Raw genomic sequence first — 14,815 nt, forward strand, 5'->3', positions numbered from 1 at the left:
CGGGCGGTAGCGCACGATTGTCTTGAGCGAGGGGCGCGACATGCAGGCAAGTGGCGTCTGGTCGTTGCAGCCGTTGGCCGACATGTCGGCCGCGGAATTCCGCGACTGGCAGGCACTGTTGGAAGACCGTACCGGCGTTGTCGTCAACGAGCAACGCCGCGCCTTCCTGCAGACCAGCCTGGGCGCCCGCATGCGCGAACTGGGCATCAGCGACTACGGCAGCTACTACCGGCAGGTCACCGACGGCCCGCGCGGTGCCGTGGAATGGTCGAACCTGCTGGACCGTCTCACCGTTCAGGAAACCCGTTTCTTTCGCCACAAGCCCTCCTTCGAGCTGCTCGAGCGCTACCTGCGCCGGCGCCTCGAAGAGGTCGGCCAGGGCCGGCCGCTGGCCTTGTGGAGCGTGGGCTGTTCCAGTGGCGAGGAGCCATACTCCCTCGCCATGGTCGCCACGCAGGTCCTGGAGGCCGCCGGGCGCGCGCCGTTGTTCGGCGTGACCGGGACCGACATCAGCCTCAACGCCCTGAGCAAGGCGCGTGAGGCGGTGTACGCGGCACGCAAGCTGGATGAGATCGATGCGGCGTTGACCGGGCGCTTTTTCAGCGTGCGGGACGACGGGCGTTATCAGGTGGTACCGAATCTGGTCGAGCGCGTCTGCTGCGCCCGGCTGAATGTGCTGGAACTGGCCCAGGCGCCAATGTCCGGCATGGATGTGATCTTCTGCCAGAACCTGCTGATCTACTTCCGCCGCTGGCGGCGGCGGGAAATCCTCAATCGCCTGGCCGAGCGGCTGGCGCCGGGGGGACTGATGGTGGTCGGAGTCGGCGAGGTGGTGGATTGGCACCATCCGGCCCTCGAACCGGTCGCCGACGAGCGCGTTCTGGCCTTTACCCGGAAGGGATGACACAGACACATGAGTGGAGTGGCTATGGGTGATCGGCACGATTATGTCGCCCTGGAATGGGTAAAAGGCGAGATTGCCGAAACGCTCAAGCAGGCGCGGCAGGCGCTCGAATCCTACGTCGAGAATCCCCAGGACCCGACGCGGATGGGCTTTTGCCTGGCCTATATCCACCAGGTGCGGGGCACCCTGCAGATGGTGGAGTTCTACGGCGCGGCACTGCTCGCCGAAGAGATGGAGCACCTGACCCAGGCATTGATCGACCAGCGCGTCACCAGCCAGGGCGAGGCCCTGGAAGTGCTGATGCAGGCGATCCTGCAGCTGCCGGTGTACCTGGATCGCATCCAGAGCGCCCGCCGCGACCTGCCGATGGTCGTGCTGCCGCTGCTCAACGACCTGCGCACCGCCCGTGGCGAGAAGCTGCTGTCGGAAACCAGCCTGTTCGCCCCCGACCTCTCCCGCGGTGCCACGGCGCTGCCGGTGGACGCCCTGGCGCGGCTGCGTACCGCCGAGTTCACCACGCTGCTGCGCAAGCTGCGGCAGATGCTGCAGGTCGCCCTGGTCGGCGTCATACGCAACCAGGACCTGCCGACCAACCTGGGCTACATGGCGCGCGTCTTCGCCCGCCTGGAGTCGCTGTGCAAGGACGCGCCGCTGGGCCGTCTGTGGGTGATCGCCTCGGCGATTGTCGAAGGCCTGGCCAATGGCAGCATCGCCAACGGCACCTCCATGCGCAACCTGCTGCGCCAGGTGGACCGCGAGTTCAAGCGCCTGGTCGAGCAGGGCGCCGATGCGATGAACCAGCCGGCGCCGGACGAACTGATCAAGAACCTGCTGTTCTACGTGGCCAAGGCCTCCGACCAGTCGCCGCGTGTGCGTGCGGTGAAGGACGAGTACCGCCTGGATGACGCCCTGCCCGGCGCGGCGGTGGTCGACGAGGAACGTGCCCGCCTGGCCGGCCCCGACCGCGACGCCATGCGTTCGGTGGTGGGCGCATTGTGCGAGGAACTGGTGCGGGTCAAGGACAGCCTCGACCTCTTCGTGCGCAGCGACCGCAGCGTGGTGGGCGAGCTGGAAAGCCTGCTGGCGCCGCTCAAGCAGATCGCCGACACCCTCGCGGTGCTGGGCTTCGGCCAGCCGCGCAAGGTCATCCTCGACCAGATCGACGTGGTCGGCGCCCTGGCGCGCGGCCAGCGCAAGCCGGACGATGCGACGCTGATGGACGTGGCCGGCGCGCTGCTCTACGTGGAAGCGACCCTGGCCGGCATGGTCGGCCCGAGCGAGCAACCGGGCAGCGAGGAAAGCCGCCTGCCGACCACCGATGTCGAGCAGATCCACCAGGTGGTGATCAAGGAAGCGCGCAATGGCCTGGAGCTGGCCAAGGACGCGATCATCGAGTTCATCGCCTCGCAATGGAACCACCAGCACCTGGCCCGCGTGCCGGAGCTGCTGACGCAAGTGCGCGGTGGTCTGGCGATGATCTCCCAGGAACGTGCGGCGAAACTGCTGGAATCCTGCAATCGCTACATCCAGGAACAACTGCTGGTGCGCCAGGCCGTGCCGGACTGGCACAGCCTCGACACCCTCGCCGACGCCATGACCAGCGTCGAGTACTACCTGGAGCGCCTGTCCGAGGACCAGGGCACCCAGGGCGACCTGATTCTCGACGTGGCCGAGGAAAGCCTGGAAAGCCTGGGCTACTCCCTCAAGCCGCGCCCGTCGATCCTCGATGCCGTCGAGCCGCCGGCTCCGGCGCCGCTGGACAATCCGCTGGATGAAATCGACGTGCTCGCCAGCGCGGCCCTGGCCGCTGACCTCGCCGTCGAGCCGGAGCAGCCGGAGGCGCCGAGCGTCCTGCTGGCGGCGCTGGATGAACCGGTGGAAGAACTGCCCGCCGCCCCGGTGGACGATTTCAGCACCCTGGCGCCGGCGGAGGAACTGACCCTCGACGATCTCCAGGTCGAAGCGCCGACCTTCGAACCACCGCAACTCGATGCCGAGCCAGTGGCCGATCTGGGCGCCGGGGTGCTGGACGAACCAGACGCTGCGCCGGAGGCCAGCCAGGAGGCGCCCGAGGCGCTGAGCTGGGGCCAAAGCCTGCTGGATGAGCCGGCTGCCGCGCCAGTCGACCTTGCGGCGTATGCCCCGCTGGAACCCCTGGCGCTGGATGTCCCGGCTCCGGACCTGGGCGAACCGGCCTGGGAGCTGGACAACATCGTCGAGCCCGTGGCCTCGGAAGATAACCTCTGGGAATCGCTCGACCTGAGCACCGAGCCCAACGAGCTTCCCACCCAGCCCGAGCTGAGCGATGCGCCGGCCAGGACCGACGAAGCGAGCGCTTCGCTGGAGCCTGCTGGCGACAACGCGCCCGCTGTCGAAGAGGACTGGCTGAGCAGCGACCCGAGCCAGCCGTCTACCGAACCCATGGCACCGCTGGCGCTGGATGAGAGCTTCGGCGTCAGCGAGCCGACGCCCGCTACGCTGGCTGACGAGCTGAATTTGGACATCGTCGAACTGCCGTCCGCCGAACAGCCGCTGGTGAGCGACGACAACTGGACCCTCGGCGAGCTGTCCGAGACGCCCGCCCTGGGCGAAGGCGTCGACCTCAGCCTGGATGCGCCGCTGACCCTGGACGAACTCCCGGGCGCCACCGAGCCGACCACCCCGGCGGACGAGCTGAGCTGGGATGTCGTCGAACTGCCTGCCGCCGAACGGCCGCTGGTGAGCGACGACAACTGGACCCTCGGCGAGCTGTCCGAGACGCCCGCCCTGGGCGAAGGCGTCGACCTGAGCCTGGATGCGCCGCTGACCCTGGACGAACTCCCGGGCACCCTGGAGTCGGTTCCGACCGCCTCCGCCGCCCCGGCGAACGAATTGAGCTGGGACGTCGAACTGCCGACCACCGAGCAGCCGCTGGTCAGCGATGACAACTGGACCCTCGGCGAGCTGTCCGAGACGCCCGCCCTGGTCGAGGGCGTCGACTTCAGCCTGGACGCGCCGCTGGCGCTGGACGAGCTTCCGGCGGCCCTCGAGCCGACCCCGGTCGCGCCGATTGCCTCGGCGGATGAGCTGAGCTGGGATGTCGAATTGCCCGCCGCCGAACAGCCTCTGGTCAGCGATGACAACTGGACCCTCGGTGAGCTGTCCGAGACGCCCGCCCTGGCCGACGGCATCGACTTCAGCCTGGATGCGCCGCTGGAGCTGGATGCCCTGGCCGCTGATGGCGGCGAGCCGCACGCGCCGGTGGAAGACTGGAACGATCTGGATATCACCGACCTCGACCTGCCGGAAGTCGAACTGCCGAGTCCGCCGCCCGTGGCGGAGCCGGTCGCCGAGCCGGTGGCGAAGCCCCTGTCCCTCGCCGAAGTGATGGCCGCTCCCACCCAGGCCATCAACCCGCCGGCGCAGGAAGTGCCGCCCAGCCTGCTGCCGCCACCGGCCGACGAAGAGCCGATGGACGAGGAACTGCGCGAGGTCTTCATCGAAGAAGCCGGCGAGGTGCTGGAAACCATTGGCGAGTATCTGCCCGCCTGGCTGGCGAACGGCGACGAGCGCGATGCGCTGACCGAGATCCGCCGCGCCTTCCACACCCTCAAGGGCAGTGGCCGCATGGTCCGCGCGCTGGTCATCGGCGAGCTGGCCTGGTCCATCGAGAACCTGCTCAACCGTGTGCTCGACCGCAGCATCTCCACCACCCCGGCCGTGCAGCAGGTGGTGCAGGACGTGGTTGCGCTGATGCCGGAGCTGGTCGAGGAATTCGCCGCCAACGCCCAGCGCCAGCGCGACGATGTCGACCGCCTGGCCGCCACCGCGCATGCCCTGGCCAAGGGGCAGCCGGTCCCGCCGCCCGGCGGTGGACAGCCGCAGCCGGACGCTGCTGCCGAGGCCGCCATCGAGGAGACGAGCGCGCCCGCCGCGTCGAGCAGCGCGGAAGTCGAAGGTGAAAGCCTCGACCCGCAACTGCTGGAAATCTTCCGCAACGAGGCGGAAACCCATCTGGAGACCCTGGTCGGCTTCCTCGCCGATTGCGCGCAGCAGCTGCCGCAGCCGGTGACCGACGACCTGCAGCGCGCCCTGCATACCCTCAAGGGCAGCGCGCACATGGCGGGCATCTTGCCGATCGCCGAAATCGCCACGCCGCTCGAGCGGCTGATGAAAGAGTTCAAGACCAACCTGCTGCAGATCGACCTGCGCGAGGCCGAGCTGCTGCACGGCGCCGAGCGTCTGTTCCGGGTCGGCCTGGACCAGCTGCTGGAAGGCCGCCCGCTGGCGCCCATCGACGGCAGCGCCGAACTGCTGGCGCGCATCGCCCAGGTCCACCAGGAGCGCCTGGAGGCCGCCGAGGCCAAGCGCCGTGGCGAAAGCGGCGAGGGTAGCGATCCGAAGCTGATCGGTATGTTCCTCGCAGAGGGCATGGACATCCTGCTGGACGCCGAGGACCTGCTGCGGCGCTGGCGCGAACATCCGCAGGAGCGCCAGGAGCTGGGCGCGCTGCACGACGAGCTGGAAACCCTCAGCCGCGGCGCGCAGATGGCCGAGCTGCCGCAGATGGCCGAACTGGCCGATGCTCTGCTGGCGGTCTATGGCGCGGTACAGCAGGGTCGCCTGGATGTCGGCGATGCCTTCTTCAGTGCCGCCGAGGAGGCCCACGAAGCCCTGATCGGCATGATGGACCAGGTGGCCGCGGCCCTGCAGGTCAGCGCCCGCCCGGAACAGGTCGAGGCCCTGCGTCGCTTGCTGGACTCGCCGGCTGAGCCGGAACAGGACTTCGTCGACCTGGAGAGCCTGACCGCCGACGACTTCCCGGCCGAGGACGAAGAGTTCCTGCTCGACACCCGCCCGGTGGCCGAGGAAGACCTGCCGGACGGCCTGACCTGGCCGCCGCGCAACGACAATGCCGAGCAGGCGCAGCCTGCCGATGACGACGAAGTCATCACCGCCGCCGACCCGCGTCCCTATGCCGCCCCGCAGCCTCCGCCGCAAGCGCTGGACGAGGAAATGGTCGCGATCTTCCTCGAAGAGGCGGTGGATATCCTGGACAACGCCGGCCAGGCGCTGGAGAAGTGGCTGCAGTCACCCGAGGCCCTGGCGGCCCTGTCGACCCTGCAGCGCGACCTGCACACCCTCAAGGGTGGCGCGCGCATGGCCGAGATCCGCGAGATCGGCGACCTGTCCCACGAACTCGAATCGCTTTACGAAGGACTGCTGGACCATCGCTTCCAGCACAGCCCGGCGCTGGGCGGCCTGCTGCGTACCTGCCACGACCGCCTGGCGACCCAGCTCGACCAGTTGCAGGCCGGGCAGGCGCTGACCGACCCGGCCGACCTGGTGCAGACCATCCGTACCTTTCGGCAGAATCCCGCCGCCGGCTTGAGCGCCTCGCTGGCCCAGGCCCCGCTGGCGGTGGACGCCGAAGCGGAGCAGGAGCCTGTCGCGCAGGAGATCGAGCTGGAGCTGCCCGCCGAGCCTGAGCTCGCCGCCGAAGCCGAGGAAACCCCGGCGGCGCTGCCGGAGGTCGATCTGCAGGCCTTCCTCGACGAGGCCGAGGCGGATATCGCCGAAACGCCGCAGGACGGTGCGCCGGAACCGATGGCCACCGCCGGCTACGAGCTGGACGACGAACACGACCAGGAGCTGGTGGAAATCTTCCTCGAGGAAGGTTTCGATATCCTTGAAAGCTCCTCCGGCGCCTTGCAGCGCTGGATGGAAAACGTCGACAACAGTGTCGAACTGGAGGCTTTGCAGCGGGATCTGCATACCCTCAAGGGCGGTGCGCGAATGGCCGAGATCCGTCCCATCGGCGATCTCGCCCACGAGCTGGAATTCCTCTACGAAGGCCTGTGCGGCGGGCGCCTGCGCGCCAGCCCCACGCTGTTCGAACTGCTGCAGCGCTGCCACGATCGTCTCGCCGAGATGCTCGAGGCCGTCCAGGGGCACCGGCGGATTCCGGAGGGCGACTCGTTGATCGAGGCGATCCACCGATTTCGTGCAAGCCCCGACGAGCAACTGAGCGTCCCCAGCAGTGTCAGCCTGCAGGCCCTGACCGCCGAACCCGCCCTGGCGGAAGGTCCGGAAGCGGACATCCTCGATATCTTCCTCGAAGAGGCCGACGACCTCCTCGACGCCATGGAACAGGCCCTGGGCCGCTGGGACGCCGAGCGCGAAAACGGTGCGCTGGACGAACTGCTGCGGATCCTCCATACCCTCAAGGGCGGTGCGCGCCTGGCCGGCCAGAGCGGTCTGGGCGACCTGGCCCACGACCTCGAACAGCACCTGTCCGAGGCCCAGCAGCAGGGCGCGCCCTGGCCGGACAGCCTGCTGCTGGACGTGCAGTCCGGCTTCGAAGGGTTGCAGGCCGAAGTCGACCAGTTGCGCCAGCACCTGGGCGAAACCGAAGTGACCGCCCCCGAGCCGGCACCGCTGCCGCTCGAAGTGGCGCCGCCGGCGTCCCTGCCGAGCGTACTGCCCGAAGCCATCATGGCCGCGACCGTGCCGCAGCGCGTCGAGGCGCCGGTGGTGCTGCCGTTCGTCCGCCGCGCCCAGGAGGCTGCCCAGGAAGCGGCCGCCCGCCGCGCGCCGCAGGAGCTGGTGAAAGTCCCCGCGCAACTGCTGGAAGGCCTGGTCAACCTCGCCGGTGAGACCTCCATCTTCCGCGGCCGGGTCGAGCAGCAGGTGAGCGACGTCGGTTCGACCCTGACGGAAATGGAAGCCACCATCGAGCGTGTGCGCGACCAGCTGCGCCGTCTCGATACCGAAACCCAGGCGCAGATCCTCTCGCGCCACCAGGCCGACGCCGAGCGCGCCGGCTACGAAGACTTCGACCCGCTGGAGATGGACCGCTACTCGCAGCTGCAGCAGCTCTCGCGCGCACTGTTCGAGTCCGCCTCCGACCTGTTCGACCTGAAGGAAACCCTGGCCGCGAAGAACCGCGACGCCGAGACCCTGCTGCTGCAACAGGCGCGGGTCAACACCGAGCTGCAGGAAGGCCTGATGCGCACCCGCATGGTGCCGTTCGATCGCCTGGTGCCGCGCCTGCGTCGCATCGTCCGCCAGGTGGCGAACGAGCTGGGCAAGCAGGTCGAGTTCGTGGTCAGCAACGCCGAAGGCGAGATGGACCGCACGGTGCTCGAACGCATCGTCGCACCGCTGGAACACATGCTGCGCAACGCGGTGGACCATGGCATCGAGTCCGGCGAGACACGCCGCCTGGCCGGCAAGCCGGAAACCGGCACCATCCGCCTGACCCTGGGGCGCGAGGGTGGCGACATCCTCCTGACCCTGGGCGACGACGGCGGCGGCATTCGCCTCGATGCGGTGCGGCGCAAGGCCATTGAGCGCGGCCTGATGACCGAGGACAGCGACCTGACCGACCACGAGGTGCTGCAGTTCATCCTCGAAGCCGGTTTCAGTACCGCCGAGAAGATCACGCAGATCTCCGGCCGTGGCGTCGGCATGGACGTGGCCGCCTCCGAAGTGAAGCAACTGGGCGGCTCCATCAGCATCCACTCGACGCTGGGCGAGGGCACGCACTTCAACATCCGCCTGCCGTTCACCGTGTCGGTGAACCGCGCGCTGATGGTGCTCTCCGGCGAGGACCTTTACGCCCTGCCGCTGAACACCATCGAAGGTATCGTGCGGGTGTCCCCCTACGAGCTGGAGGCGCTCTACGAGCAGGCCGCGGCCGAGGGCAGCACTGCGCCGCGCTTCGAATACGCAGGTCAGGACTACGAGCTGAAGTACCTGGGCGACCTGCTCAACAACGGCCAGCACCCGAAACTGGTGGGCCAGTCGCTGCCGCTGCCGGTGATCCTGGTGCGCTCGGCGGACCATGCCGTGGCGGTGCAGGTCGATGCCCTGGCGGGCTCCCGCGAAATCGTGGTGAAGGGCCTCGGCGCGCAGTTCGCCGGGGTTGCCGGCATCTCCGGCGCGACCATCCTCGGTGACGGCCGCGTGGTGGTGATTCTCGACCTGCTGGCGACCATCCGCGTGCGCCATGCCCACGCGCTGCAAGCCCAGCCGCGCCGTCAGCTGGCAGGCCCTGCCGCGGCGGAAGTCGAACACCAGCGCCCGACCCTGGTCATGGTGGTGGACGACTCGGTCACCGTGCGCAAGGTCACCAGCCGCCTGCTGGAACGCAACGGCATGAACGTGCTGACCGCCAAGGACGGGGTCGACGCCATCGCCCAGCTGCAGGAGCACAAGCCCGACATCATGCTGCTGGACATCGAGATGCCGCGCATGGACGGCTTCGAGGTGGCGACCCTGGTGCGCCACGACGAGCAACTCAAGGACCTGCCGATCATCATGATCACCTCGCGAACTGGCGAGAAGCACCGCGATCGCGCCCTGGCCATCGGCGTCAACCAGTACCTGGGCAAGCCGTACCAGGAAACTGAACTGCTGGAGAGCATCCTGAGCCTGGTGAAGTCCCATGTCTGAGCAGAGCACGCCGCGTATCGCGGTCATCGCCGACACCTCCCTGCAACGCCATGTGCTGGCGCAGGCGCTTGCCGGCCACGGCTACCAGGTGGTGCTCAACGCCGACCCGGCGCGCCTGGACAGCGAGCAACTGGACGCCTGCGAGACCGACCTGTGGCTGGTGGACCTGGCCCAGCAGGAAGACTCGCCGCTGGTGGACAACCTGCTGGAGCAGTCGCGGATACCCGTGCTGTTCGGCGAGGGGCACGCGCCGGAGCGGCATTCCGAGCATTACCCGCGCTGGGAGCGGCGCCTGGTCTCCAAACTGCGCAAGCTGGTGGGCGACCCCAGCGCCGGCGTCGGCAGAAGCCTGGCGGCGCTGCTCGATGAAGCGCAGCGGCCCAGCCGCGTGGCGCTGCCCGACGACCTCGCCGCATCGCCACTGAAAGCCGGTGAGCCTGCCGCGCAGGTCTGGCTGCTGGCGGCGTCGCTGGGCGGTCCGGCGGCGGTGAAGGCCTTCCTCGATGCACTGCCCGGCGCCTTGCCGGTCGGTTTCCTCTACGCCCAGCACATCGATCCGGCGTTCGAGGCCAACCTGCCGCAGGCGGTCGGCCGTCACAGCCAGTGGCACGTGAACACCGTGCGCGACGGCGATCCGGTGCGCTGCGGCGAAGTGGTGGTGGTGCCGATCAGCCAGGAGCTGGGGTTCGACGGCGAAGCGCGGATGCGCGTCCTCGAACGTGCCTGGCCGGAGCCCTACAGCCCGTCCATTGACCAGATGATGCTCAACCTGGCCCAGCAGTACGGCGATCGCTGTGGCGTGATCGTCTTCAGTGGCATGTGCAGCGATGGCAGCGCGGCGGCGGCCTACGTGCGCAGGCAGGGCGCGGAAATCTGGACCCAGCGCGCCGACAGCTGCGCCTGTTCGAGCATGCCCGACAGCCTGCGTGAAGGGGGCTACAGCACCTTCTCGGGCGACCCGCGCGAGCTCGCGGCGACGCTGGTCAACCACCTGGCCGCGCAGTGCGTGGCCGAAGTAACGTGAGACGTGGAGTGCTGCGATGAGTGATCTTTCCGTGGTCAGGGAAGGCGGCCAGGTTGCCGCGCCGGACAGCCTGACCGGCCTGCTGGTGCCGCTGGCCGACCGCAACCTGCTGCTGCCCAACGTGGCGGTGGCCGAACTGATCACCTACCGCGCACCGCACCCGGTGGACGGCCTGCCCTCCTGGTACCTGGGCCAGGTGGCCTGGCGTGAACTTCGCCTGCCGCTGCTGTCCTTCGAGGCGGCTTCCGGTGGCCAGGCGCAAGTCAACGCCGGTGCCCGGGTGCTCGTGCTCAACGCCCTCGGCGGGCGCCCCAACGTCAAGTTCCTCGCCCTGCTGGTGCAGGGCATTCCGCGCTCGCTGAAGGTCGGCGCCGACCTGCAGCGCGCCAACGTGCCGCTGGCGCGGCTGGAACTGGATGCGGTCAGCCTGGGCGACGAGCAGGCGCGCATTCCCGACCTGATCGCGCTGGAACAGATGCTGGCCGATTCCGGCCTGATCTGATGCCGGCATGAACGGCCTGCGTCTCGCACAGCTGGGTGGTGAGCCCGGCTTCGAGGTGGCCAGTGCCACCCTCGGCGGACATTCCTTCGAGCGCCACAGCCACGACGAATTCGTCATCAGCGCCAACCTGCGCGGCGAGGAGCGGGTGTGGCTGGACGGCCGCACCTTCGCCGCCGGCCCTGGCGTCATCACCAGCTACAACCCCGGGCAGATCCAGGGCGGCGGAGTCGCCGAGGACCAGCCCTGGCAGTTCGTTAGCCTCTATCTCGCGCCCGAACAGCTGGCCGCCATGCTCGGTCTGACACGCCTGGAGTTCGAGCGCCCCACTGCGCGGTTGCCCGCTCTCGCGTTTGCGATGGCGGATGCCGTCGAGCGTGTGCTGGGTGGTGACGCCTTCATCCGCGAGCGCGGCGAGGAGCGCCTGACGCTGCTGCTCGCCGAAATCGCCCGTGTCATGGGGGTGCGCCTGTCACAGGAGGGTGTGCAGAGCGGTGGTCGGATTGCCGACCTGCAGGACTGGCTGGCCGCCGATCTGGCGCGACAGCCGAGCCTGGATGAGATGGCGACCTATCTCGGCCTGTCGCGCTTCCACCTGCTGCGCAGCTTCCAGAAGCAGGTGGGCCTGAGCCCCCGGCAATGGGCGATGCAGCTGCGTACGCGCCGCGCCCAGGCGCTGCTGCGTGCCGGCCTACCGGCCACCGAGGTGGCGCACGAACTGGGTTTCGCCGACCAGAGCCACCTGAACCGGCATTTTCGCGCGGCCTATGGCGTGTCGCCGGGCGACTTCCAGCGCGCCCTGCGCTGAGCAATCCGGTTCAAGTACGACAGCCTTTGCCCAGGCAGAATTGCGCCATCGCCATTCTGTTCGAGAACTAATCCATGACCCTGTTCTTCGCCGCGCTGCTGTTCGGCATCGTGTTCTGCCTGTCGCCCGGCGCCGTGCTGGCCGAAACCCTGCGCCGCGGGCTCAAGGGCGGATTCCGCCCGGCGCTGCTGGTGCAGTTCGGCTCGCTGATCGGCGATGCGGTATGGGCGCTGATCGGCCTGACCGGCCTGGCGCTGCTGCTGGGCCATGAGACGCTGCGCCTGCCGCTGACCCTGGCCAGCGCGGCCTACCTGGCCTGGCTGGGTGTACAGAGCCTGCGCGATGCCCGCCAGGTCGGGGTAGTGGATGAGGGCGATAGCGGCGAGCACAACGCCGGCGCCTTCGCTTCCGGGGCGATGTTGTCGCTGTCGAACCCGAAGAACATCGTCTACTGGGGCGCGCTGGGTGGAGCGATGGCCGGTCTGGTGGACGATGTGCCGACGCTGGGGGACTCGCTGGTGTTCTTCGCCGGCTTCATGACGGCGTCGGTGCTCTGCTGCTTCTTCTGCGCGGCACTGGTGGACTGGCTGCGGCGCAACGCTTCGCCGCGCTGGCACCGGGTGAGCCACGCGTTGTGCGGGGTGGTATTGCTGGTGTTGGCGGGGTTGGCGCTGCGGGGGATATGAATCGCCGGGGCTCAGTGCCGGGGCTGTTCGCGAGCAAGGACTGGGCGTCCCCCTCGGTCCTACCGACAGCCGGCTGGCACGGTGCGCTTTGGGTAGGAGCGAGCTTGCTCGCGAACCCGCCCAACGCAGATGCGTTTAGAAATCGCCCCATAGCTGCTGCGCCACGCTCAGCGCAACGACGGGCGCCGTCTCTGTCCGCAGCACGCGCGGCCCGAGCCGGGCGGCGTGGAAGCCCGCCGACTTCGCCTGCTCCACCTCGGCATCGCTCAAGCCACCCTCCGGCCCGATCAGAAAAGCCAGGCTCTGCGGCTTGTCATGACTGGTCAACGGCTCCGCCACCGGGTGCAGCACCAGCTTGAGCTGCGCCTCGCAGCCCTCCAGCCACTCCGCTAGGGGGACCGGCGCATTGAGCACCGGCAGCACCGAGCGGCCGCACTGCTCGCAGGCGCTGATCGCCACCTGGCGCCAGTGGGCCATGCGCTTGTCGGCGCGTTCGTCCTTCAGGCGCACTTCGCAGCGTTCGCTGACGATCGGGGTGATCTCGCTGGCGCCCAGTTCGGTGGCCTTCTGGATCGCCCAGTCCATGCGCTCGCCACGGGACAGTCCCTGGCCCAGGTGCACGCGCAGCGGCGATTCGGGCTGGCCGTCGAATGCTTCACGCAGTTCCACGCGCACCGTCTTCTTGCCGACTTCGATCAGCTCGCCTAGGTATTCGCGGCCGGAACCGTCGAACAGCTGCACGGCGTCGCCCGCCGAATGGCGCAGCACGCGGCCGATGTAGTGGGCCTGGGCTTCGGGCAGCTCGTGCTGGCCGAGGGAGAGCGGGGCGTCGATGAAGAAGCGGGAGAGGCGCATGGCGGTATCGGTGCAGAAGGGGAAAGCGGCAAGCTTAAAGCTTTCGGCCTGCCGCTTGTAGCCGATCAGCCCGGATCGCGATGCCCGGGGAAGCGTTCGCTGACCGCCACGCTCACGCTGTCGCGGGTGGCGATGTCGATGCCTTCACTGGCGACTTCGGCGAGGAAGTCGATCTGTTCGGGGGTGATGATGTACGGCGGCAGGAAGTACACCACGCTGCCCAGCGGACGCAGCAGCGCGCCGCGTTCCAGGCCGTGCTGGAAGACCTTCAGGCCGCGGCGTTCCTGCCAGGGGTAGGCGGTCTTCGTAGCCTTGTCCTGGACCATCTCGATGGCGAGGATCATGCCGGTCTGGCGGATTTCCGAGACATGCGGGTGGTCGGCCAGGTGCGCGGTGGCGCTGGCCATCTTCGCCGCCAGGGCCTTGTTGGCCTCGATGACGTTGTCCTGCTCGAAGATGTCCAGGGTCGCCAGGGCGGCGGCGCAGGCCAGCGGGTTGCCGGTGTAGGTATGCGAGTGAAGGAAGGCGCGCAGGGTGGCGTAGTCGTCGTAGAAGGCCTGGTAGACCTTGTCCGTGGTGAGCACCGCGCTCATCGCCAGGTAGCCGCCGGTCAGCGCCTTGGACAGCACCAGGAAGTCCGGGGTGATGCCGGCCTGCTCGCAGGCGAACATCGTCCCGGTACGGCCGAAGCCGACGGCGATCTCGTCGTGGATCAGGTGCACGTCGTAGCGGTCGCAGGCTTCGCGGAGCAGCTTGAGGTAGACCGGGTGGTACATGCGCATGCCGCCGGCGCCCTGCACCAGGGGCTCGACGATGACCGCCGCGACTTCCTGATGGTGCTGCTCCAGTGCCTGCTCCATGGCGGCGAACATCGTCCGCGAGTGTTCTTCCCAACTCACGCCTTCGGGGCGCAGGTAGCAGTCGGGCGTCGGCACCTTGATGGTGTCCATCAGCAGCGACTTGTAGGTCTCGGTGAACAGCGCCACGTCGCCTACCGACATCGCCGCCACGGTCTCGCCGTGGTAGCTGTTGGTCAGGGTGATGAAGCGTTTCTTCTGCGGCTGGCCGAGATTGTGCCAGTAGTGGTAGCTCATCTTCAGCGCCACCTCGATGCCCGCCGAGCCGCTGTCGGCGTAGAACACCCGGGACAGGCCCGCCGGGGCCAGGCGCAGCAGGCGCTCGGACAGCTCGATGACCGGCTGGTGGCTGAAACCGGCGAGGATCACGTGCTCCAGCTGGTCCACCTGGTCCTTGATGCGCTGGTTGATGCGCGGGTTGGCGTGGCCGAAGACGTTGACCCACCAGGAACTGACCGCATCCAGGTAGCGCTTGCCTTCGAAGTCCTCCAGCCAGATGCCTTCGCCGCGGCGGATCGGAATCACCGGCAGGCGTTCGTGGTCTTTCATCTGGGTGCAGGGGTGCCACAGCACCTGGAGATCACGCTGCATCCACTCGGCATTCAGGCCCATGGGGCTGCTCCTTATCTGGCTGGTCGTCTGACTGGCGGCTTGAGAGGGTCGGGCAAGCCTATGCAATGCGATTGAGATGAACAAGGACGGGTCCTACGACACATGCCGCAGGTTGCCGACCAAGACAGCTATTC

Annotated in this window: 8 protein-coding genes; 6 read left to right on the forward strand and 2 right to left on the reverse strand. The window is 68.4% G+C overall.

Annotation, left to right across the window (positions count from 1 at the left end; translation table 11 throughout):
* Positions 1-40 precede the first annotated feature (40 nt).
* The 6 genes from ACAW63_RS06965 to ACAW63_RS06990 all read left to right on the forward strand — a co-directional run bounded on the left by ACAW63_RS06965 (position 41) and on the right by ACAW63_RS06990 (position 12,357).
* Positions 41-904 (forward strand): CheR family methyltransferase, encoded by an 864-nt coding sequence (locus ACAW63_RS06965; protein WP_371232634.1) that lies wholly within the window; start codon positions 41-43, stop codon positions 902-904.
* Positions 905-928: 24 nt separating this feature from the next.
* Positions 929-9,340, forward strand: a complete 8,412-nt coding sequence (locus ACAW63_RS06970; RefSeq protein WP_371232636.1) for an Hpt domain-containing protein — start codon at positions 929-931, stop codon at positions 9,338-9,340.
* The gene (locus tag ACAW63_RS06975) at positions 9,333-10,364 is read left to right on the forward strand and encodes a chemotaxis protein CheB (protein WP_371232637.1); all 1,032 of its coding nucleotides are present in this window, start codon (positions 9,333-9,335) and stop codon (positions 10,362-10,364) included. Before ACAW63_RS06970 ends, ACAW63_RS06975 begins: the two co-directional genes overlap by 8 nt.
* A 16-nt stretch (positions 10,365-10,380) precedes the next feature.
* Positions 10,381-10,866: a chemotaxis protein CheW gene (locus ACAW63_RS06980; protein WP_371232639.1), complete on the forward strand. Its 486-nt coding sequence runs from the start codon at positions 10,381-10,383 to the stop codon at positions 10,864-10,866.
* Between the two features lie 7 nt (positions 10,867-10,873).
* Positions 10,874-11,671: a helix-turn-helix domain-containing protein gene (locus tag ACAW63_RS06985; protein WP_371232641.1), complete on the forward strand. Its 798-nt coding sequence runs from the start codon at positions 10,874-10,876 to the stop codon at positions 11,669-11,671.
* Between the two features lie 74 nt (positions 11,672-11,745).
* Positions 11,746-12,357 carry a LysE family transporter gene (locus tag ACAW63_RS06990; RefSeq protein ID WP_371232643.1) on the forward strand — a complete coding sequence of 204 codons (612 nt, stop codon included), beginning with the start codon at positions 11,746-11,748 and terminating at the stop codon, positions 12,355-12,357.
* Between the two features lie 135 nt (positions 12,358-12,492).
* Here the strand turns inward: ACAW63_RS06990 and ACAW63_RS06995 are convergent, their stop codons facing one another.
* Both ACAW63_RS06995 and ACAW63_RS07000 read right to left on the reverse strand, forming a co-directional pair.
* Complete coding sequence (locus tag ACAW63_RS06995; RefSeq protein ID WP_371232645.1) at positions 12,493-13,212, reverse strand: 16S rRNA (uracil(1498)-N(3))-methyltransferase; 720 nt, start codon at positions 13,210-13,212, stop codon at positions 12,493-12,495.
* Positions 13,213-13,277: 65 nt separating this feature from the next.
* On the reverse strand, positions 13,278-14,681 hold the full coding sequence (locus ACAW63_RS07000) for an adenosylmethionine--8-amino-7-oxononanoate transaminase (protein ID WP_371232647.1): 1,404 nt from the start codon (positions 14,679-14,681) through the stop codon (positions 13,278-13,280).
* Between the last annotated feature and the right edge of the window lie 134 nt (positions 14,682-14,815).

Source organism: Pseudomonas sp. QE6, assembly GCF_041379005.1.
Lineage (GTDB): Bacteria > Pseudomonadota > Gammaproteobacteria > Pseudomonadales > Pseudomonadaceae > Pseudomonas.

Bases quoted from the DNA above. Each gene is read 5' to 3' on its own strand.
- ACAW63_RS06965 (WP_371232634.1), top strand. From the start codon at position 41: ATGCAGGCAAGTGGCGTCTGGTCGTTGCAGCCGTTGGCCGACATGTCG.
- ACAW63_RS06970 (WP_371232636.1), top strand. From the start codon at position 929: ATGGGTGATCGGCACGATTATGTCGCCCTGGAATGGGTAAAAGGCGAG.
- ACAW63_RS06975 (WP_371232637.1), top strand. From the start codon at position 9,333: ATGTCTGAGCAGAGCACGCCGCGTATCGCGGTCATCGCCGACACCTCC.
- ACAW63_RS06980 (WP_371232639.1), top strand. From the start codon at position 10,381: ATGAGTGATCTTTCCGTGGTCAGGGAAGGCGGCCAGGTTGCCGCGCCG.
- ACAW63_RS06985 (WP_371232641.1), top strand. From the start codon at position 10,874: ATGAACGGCCTGCGTCTCGCACAGCTGGGTGGTGAGCCCGGCTTCGAG.
- ACAW63_RS06990 (WP_371232643.1), top strand. From the start codon at position 11,746: ATGACCCTGTTCTTCGCCGCGCTGCTGTTCGGCATCGTGTTCTGCCTG.
- ACAW63_RS06995 (WP_371232645.1), bottom strand. From the start codon at position 13,212: ATGCGCCTCTCCCGCTTCTTCATCGACGCCCCGCTCTCCCTCGGCCAG.
- ACAW63_RS07000 (WP_371232647.1), bottom strand. From the start codon at position 14,681: ATGGGCCTGAATGCCGAGTGGATGCAGCGTGATCTCCAGGTGCTGTGG.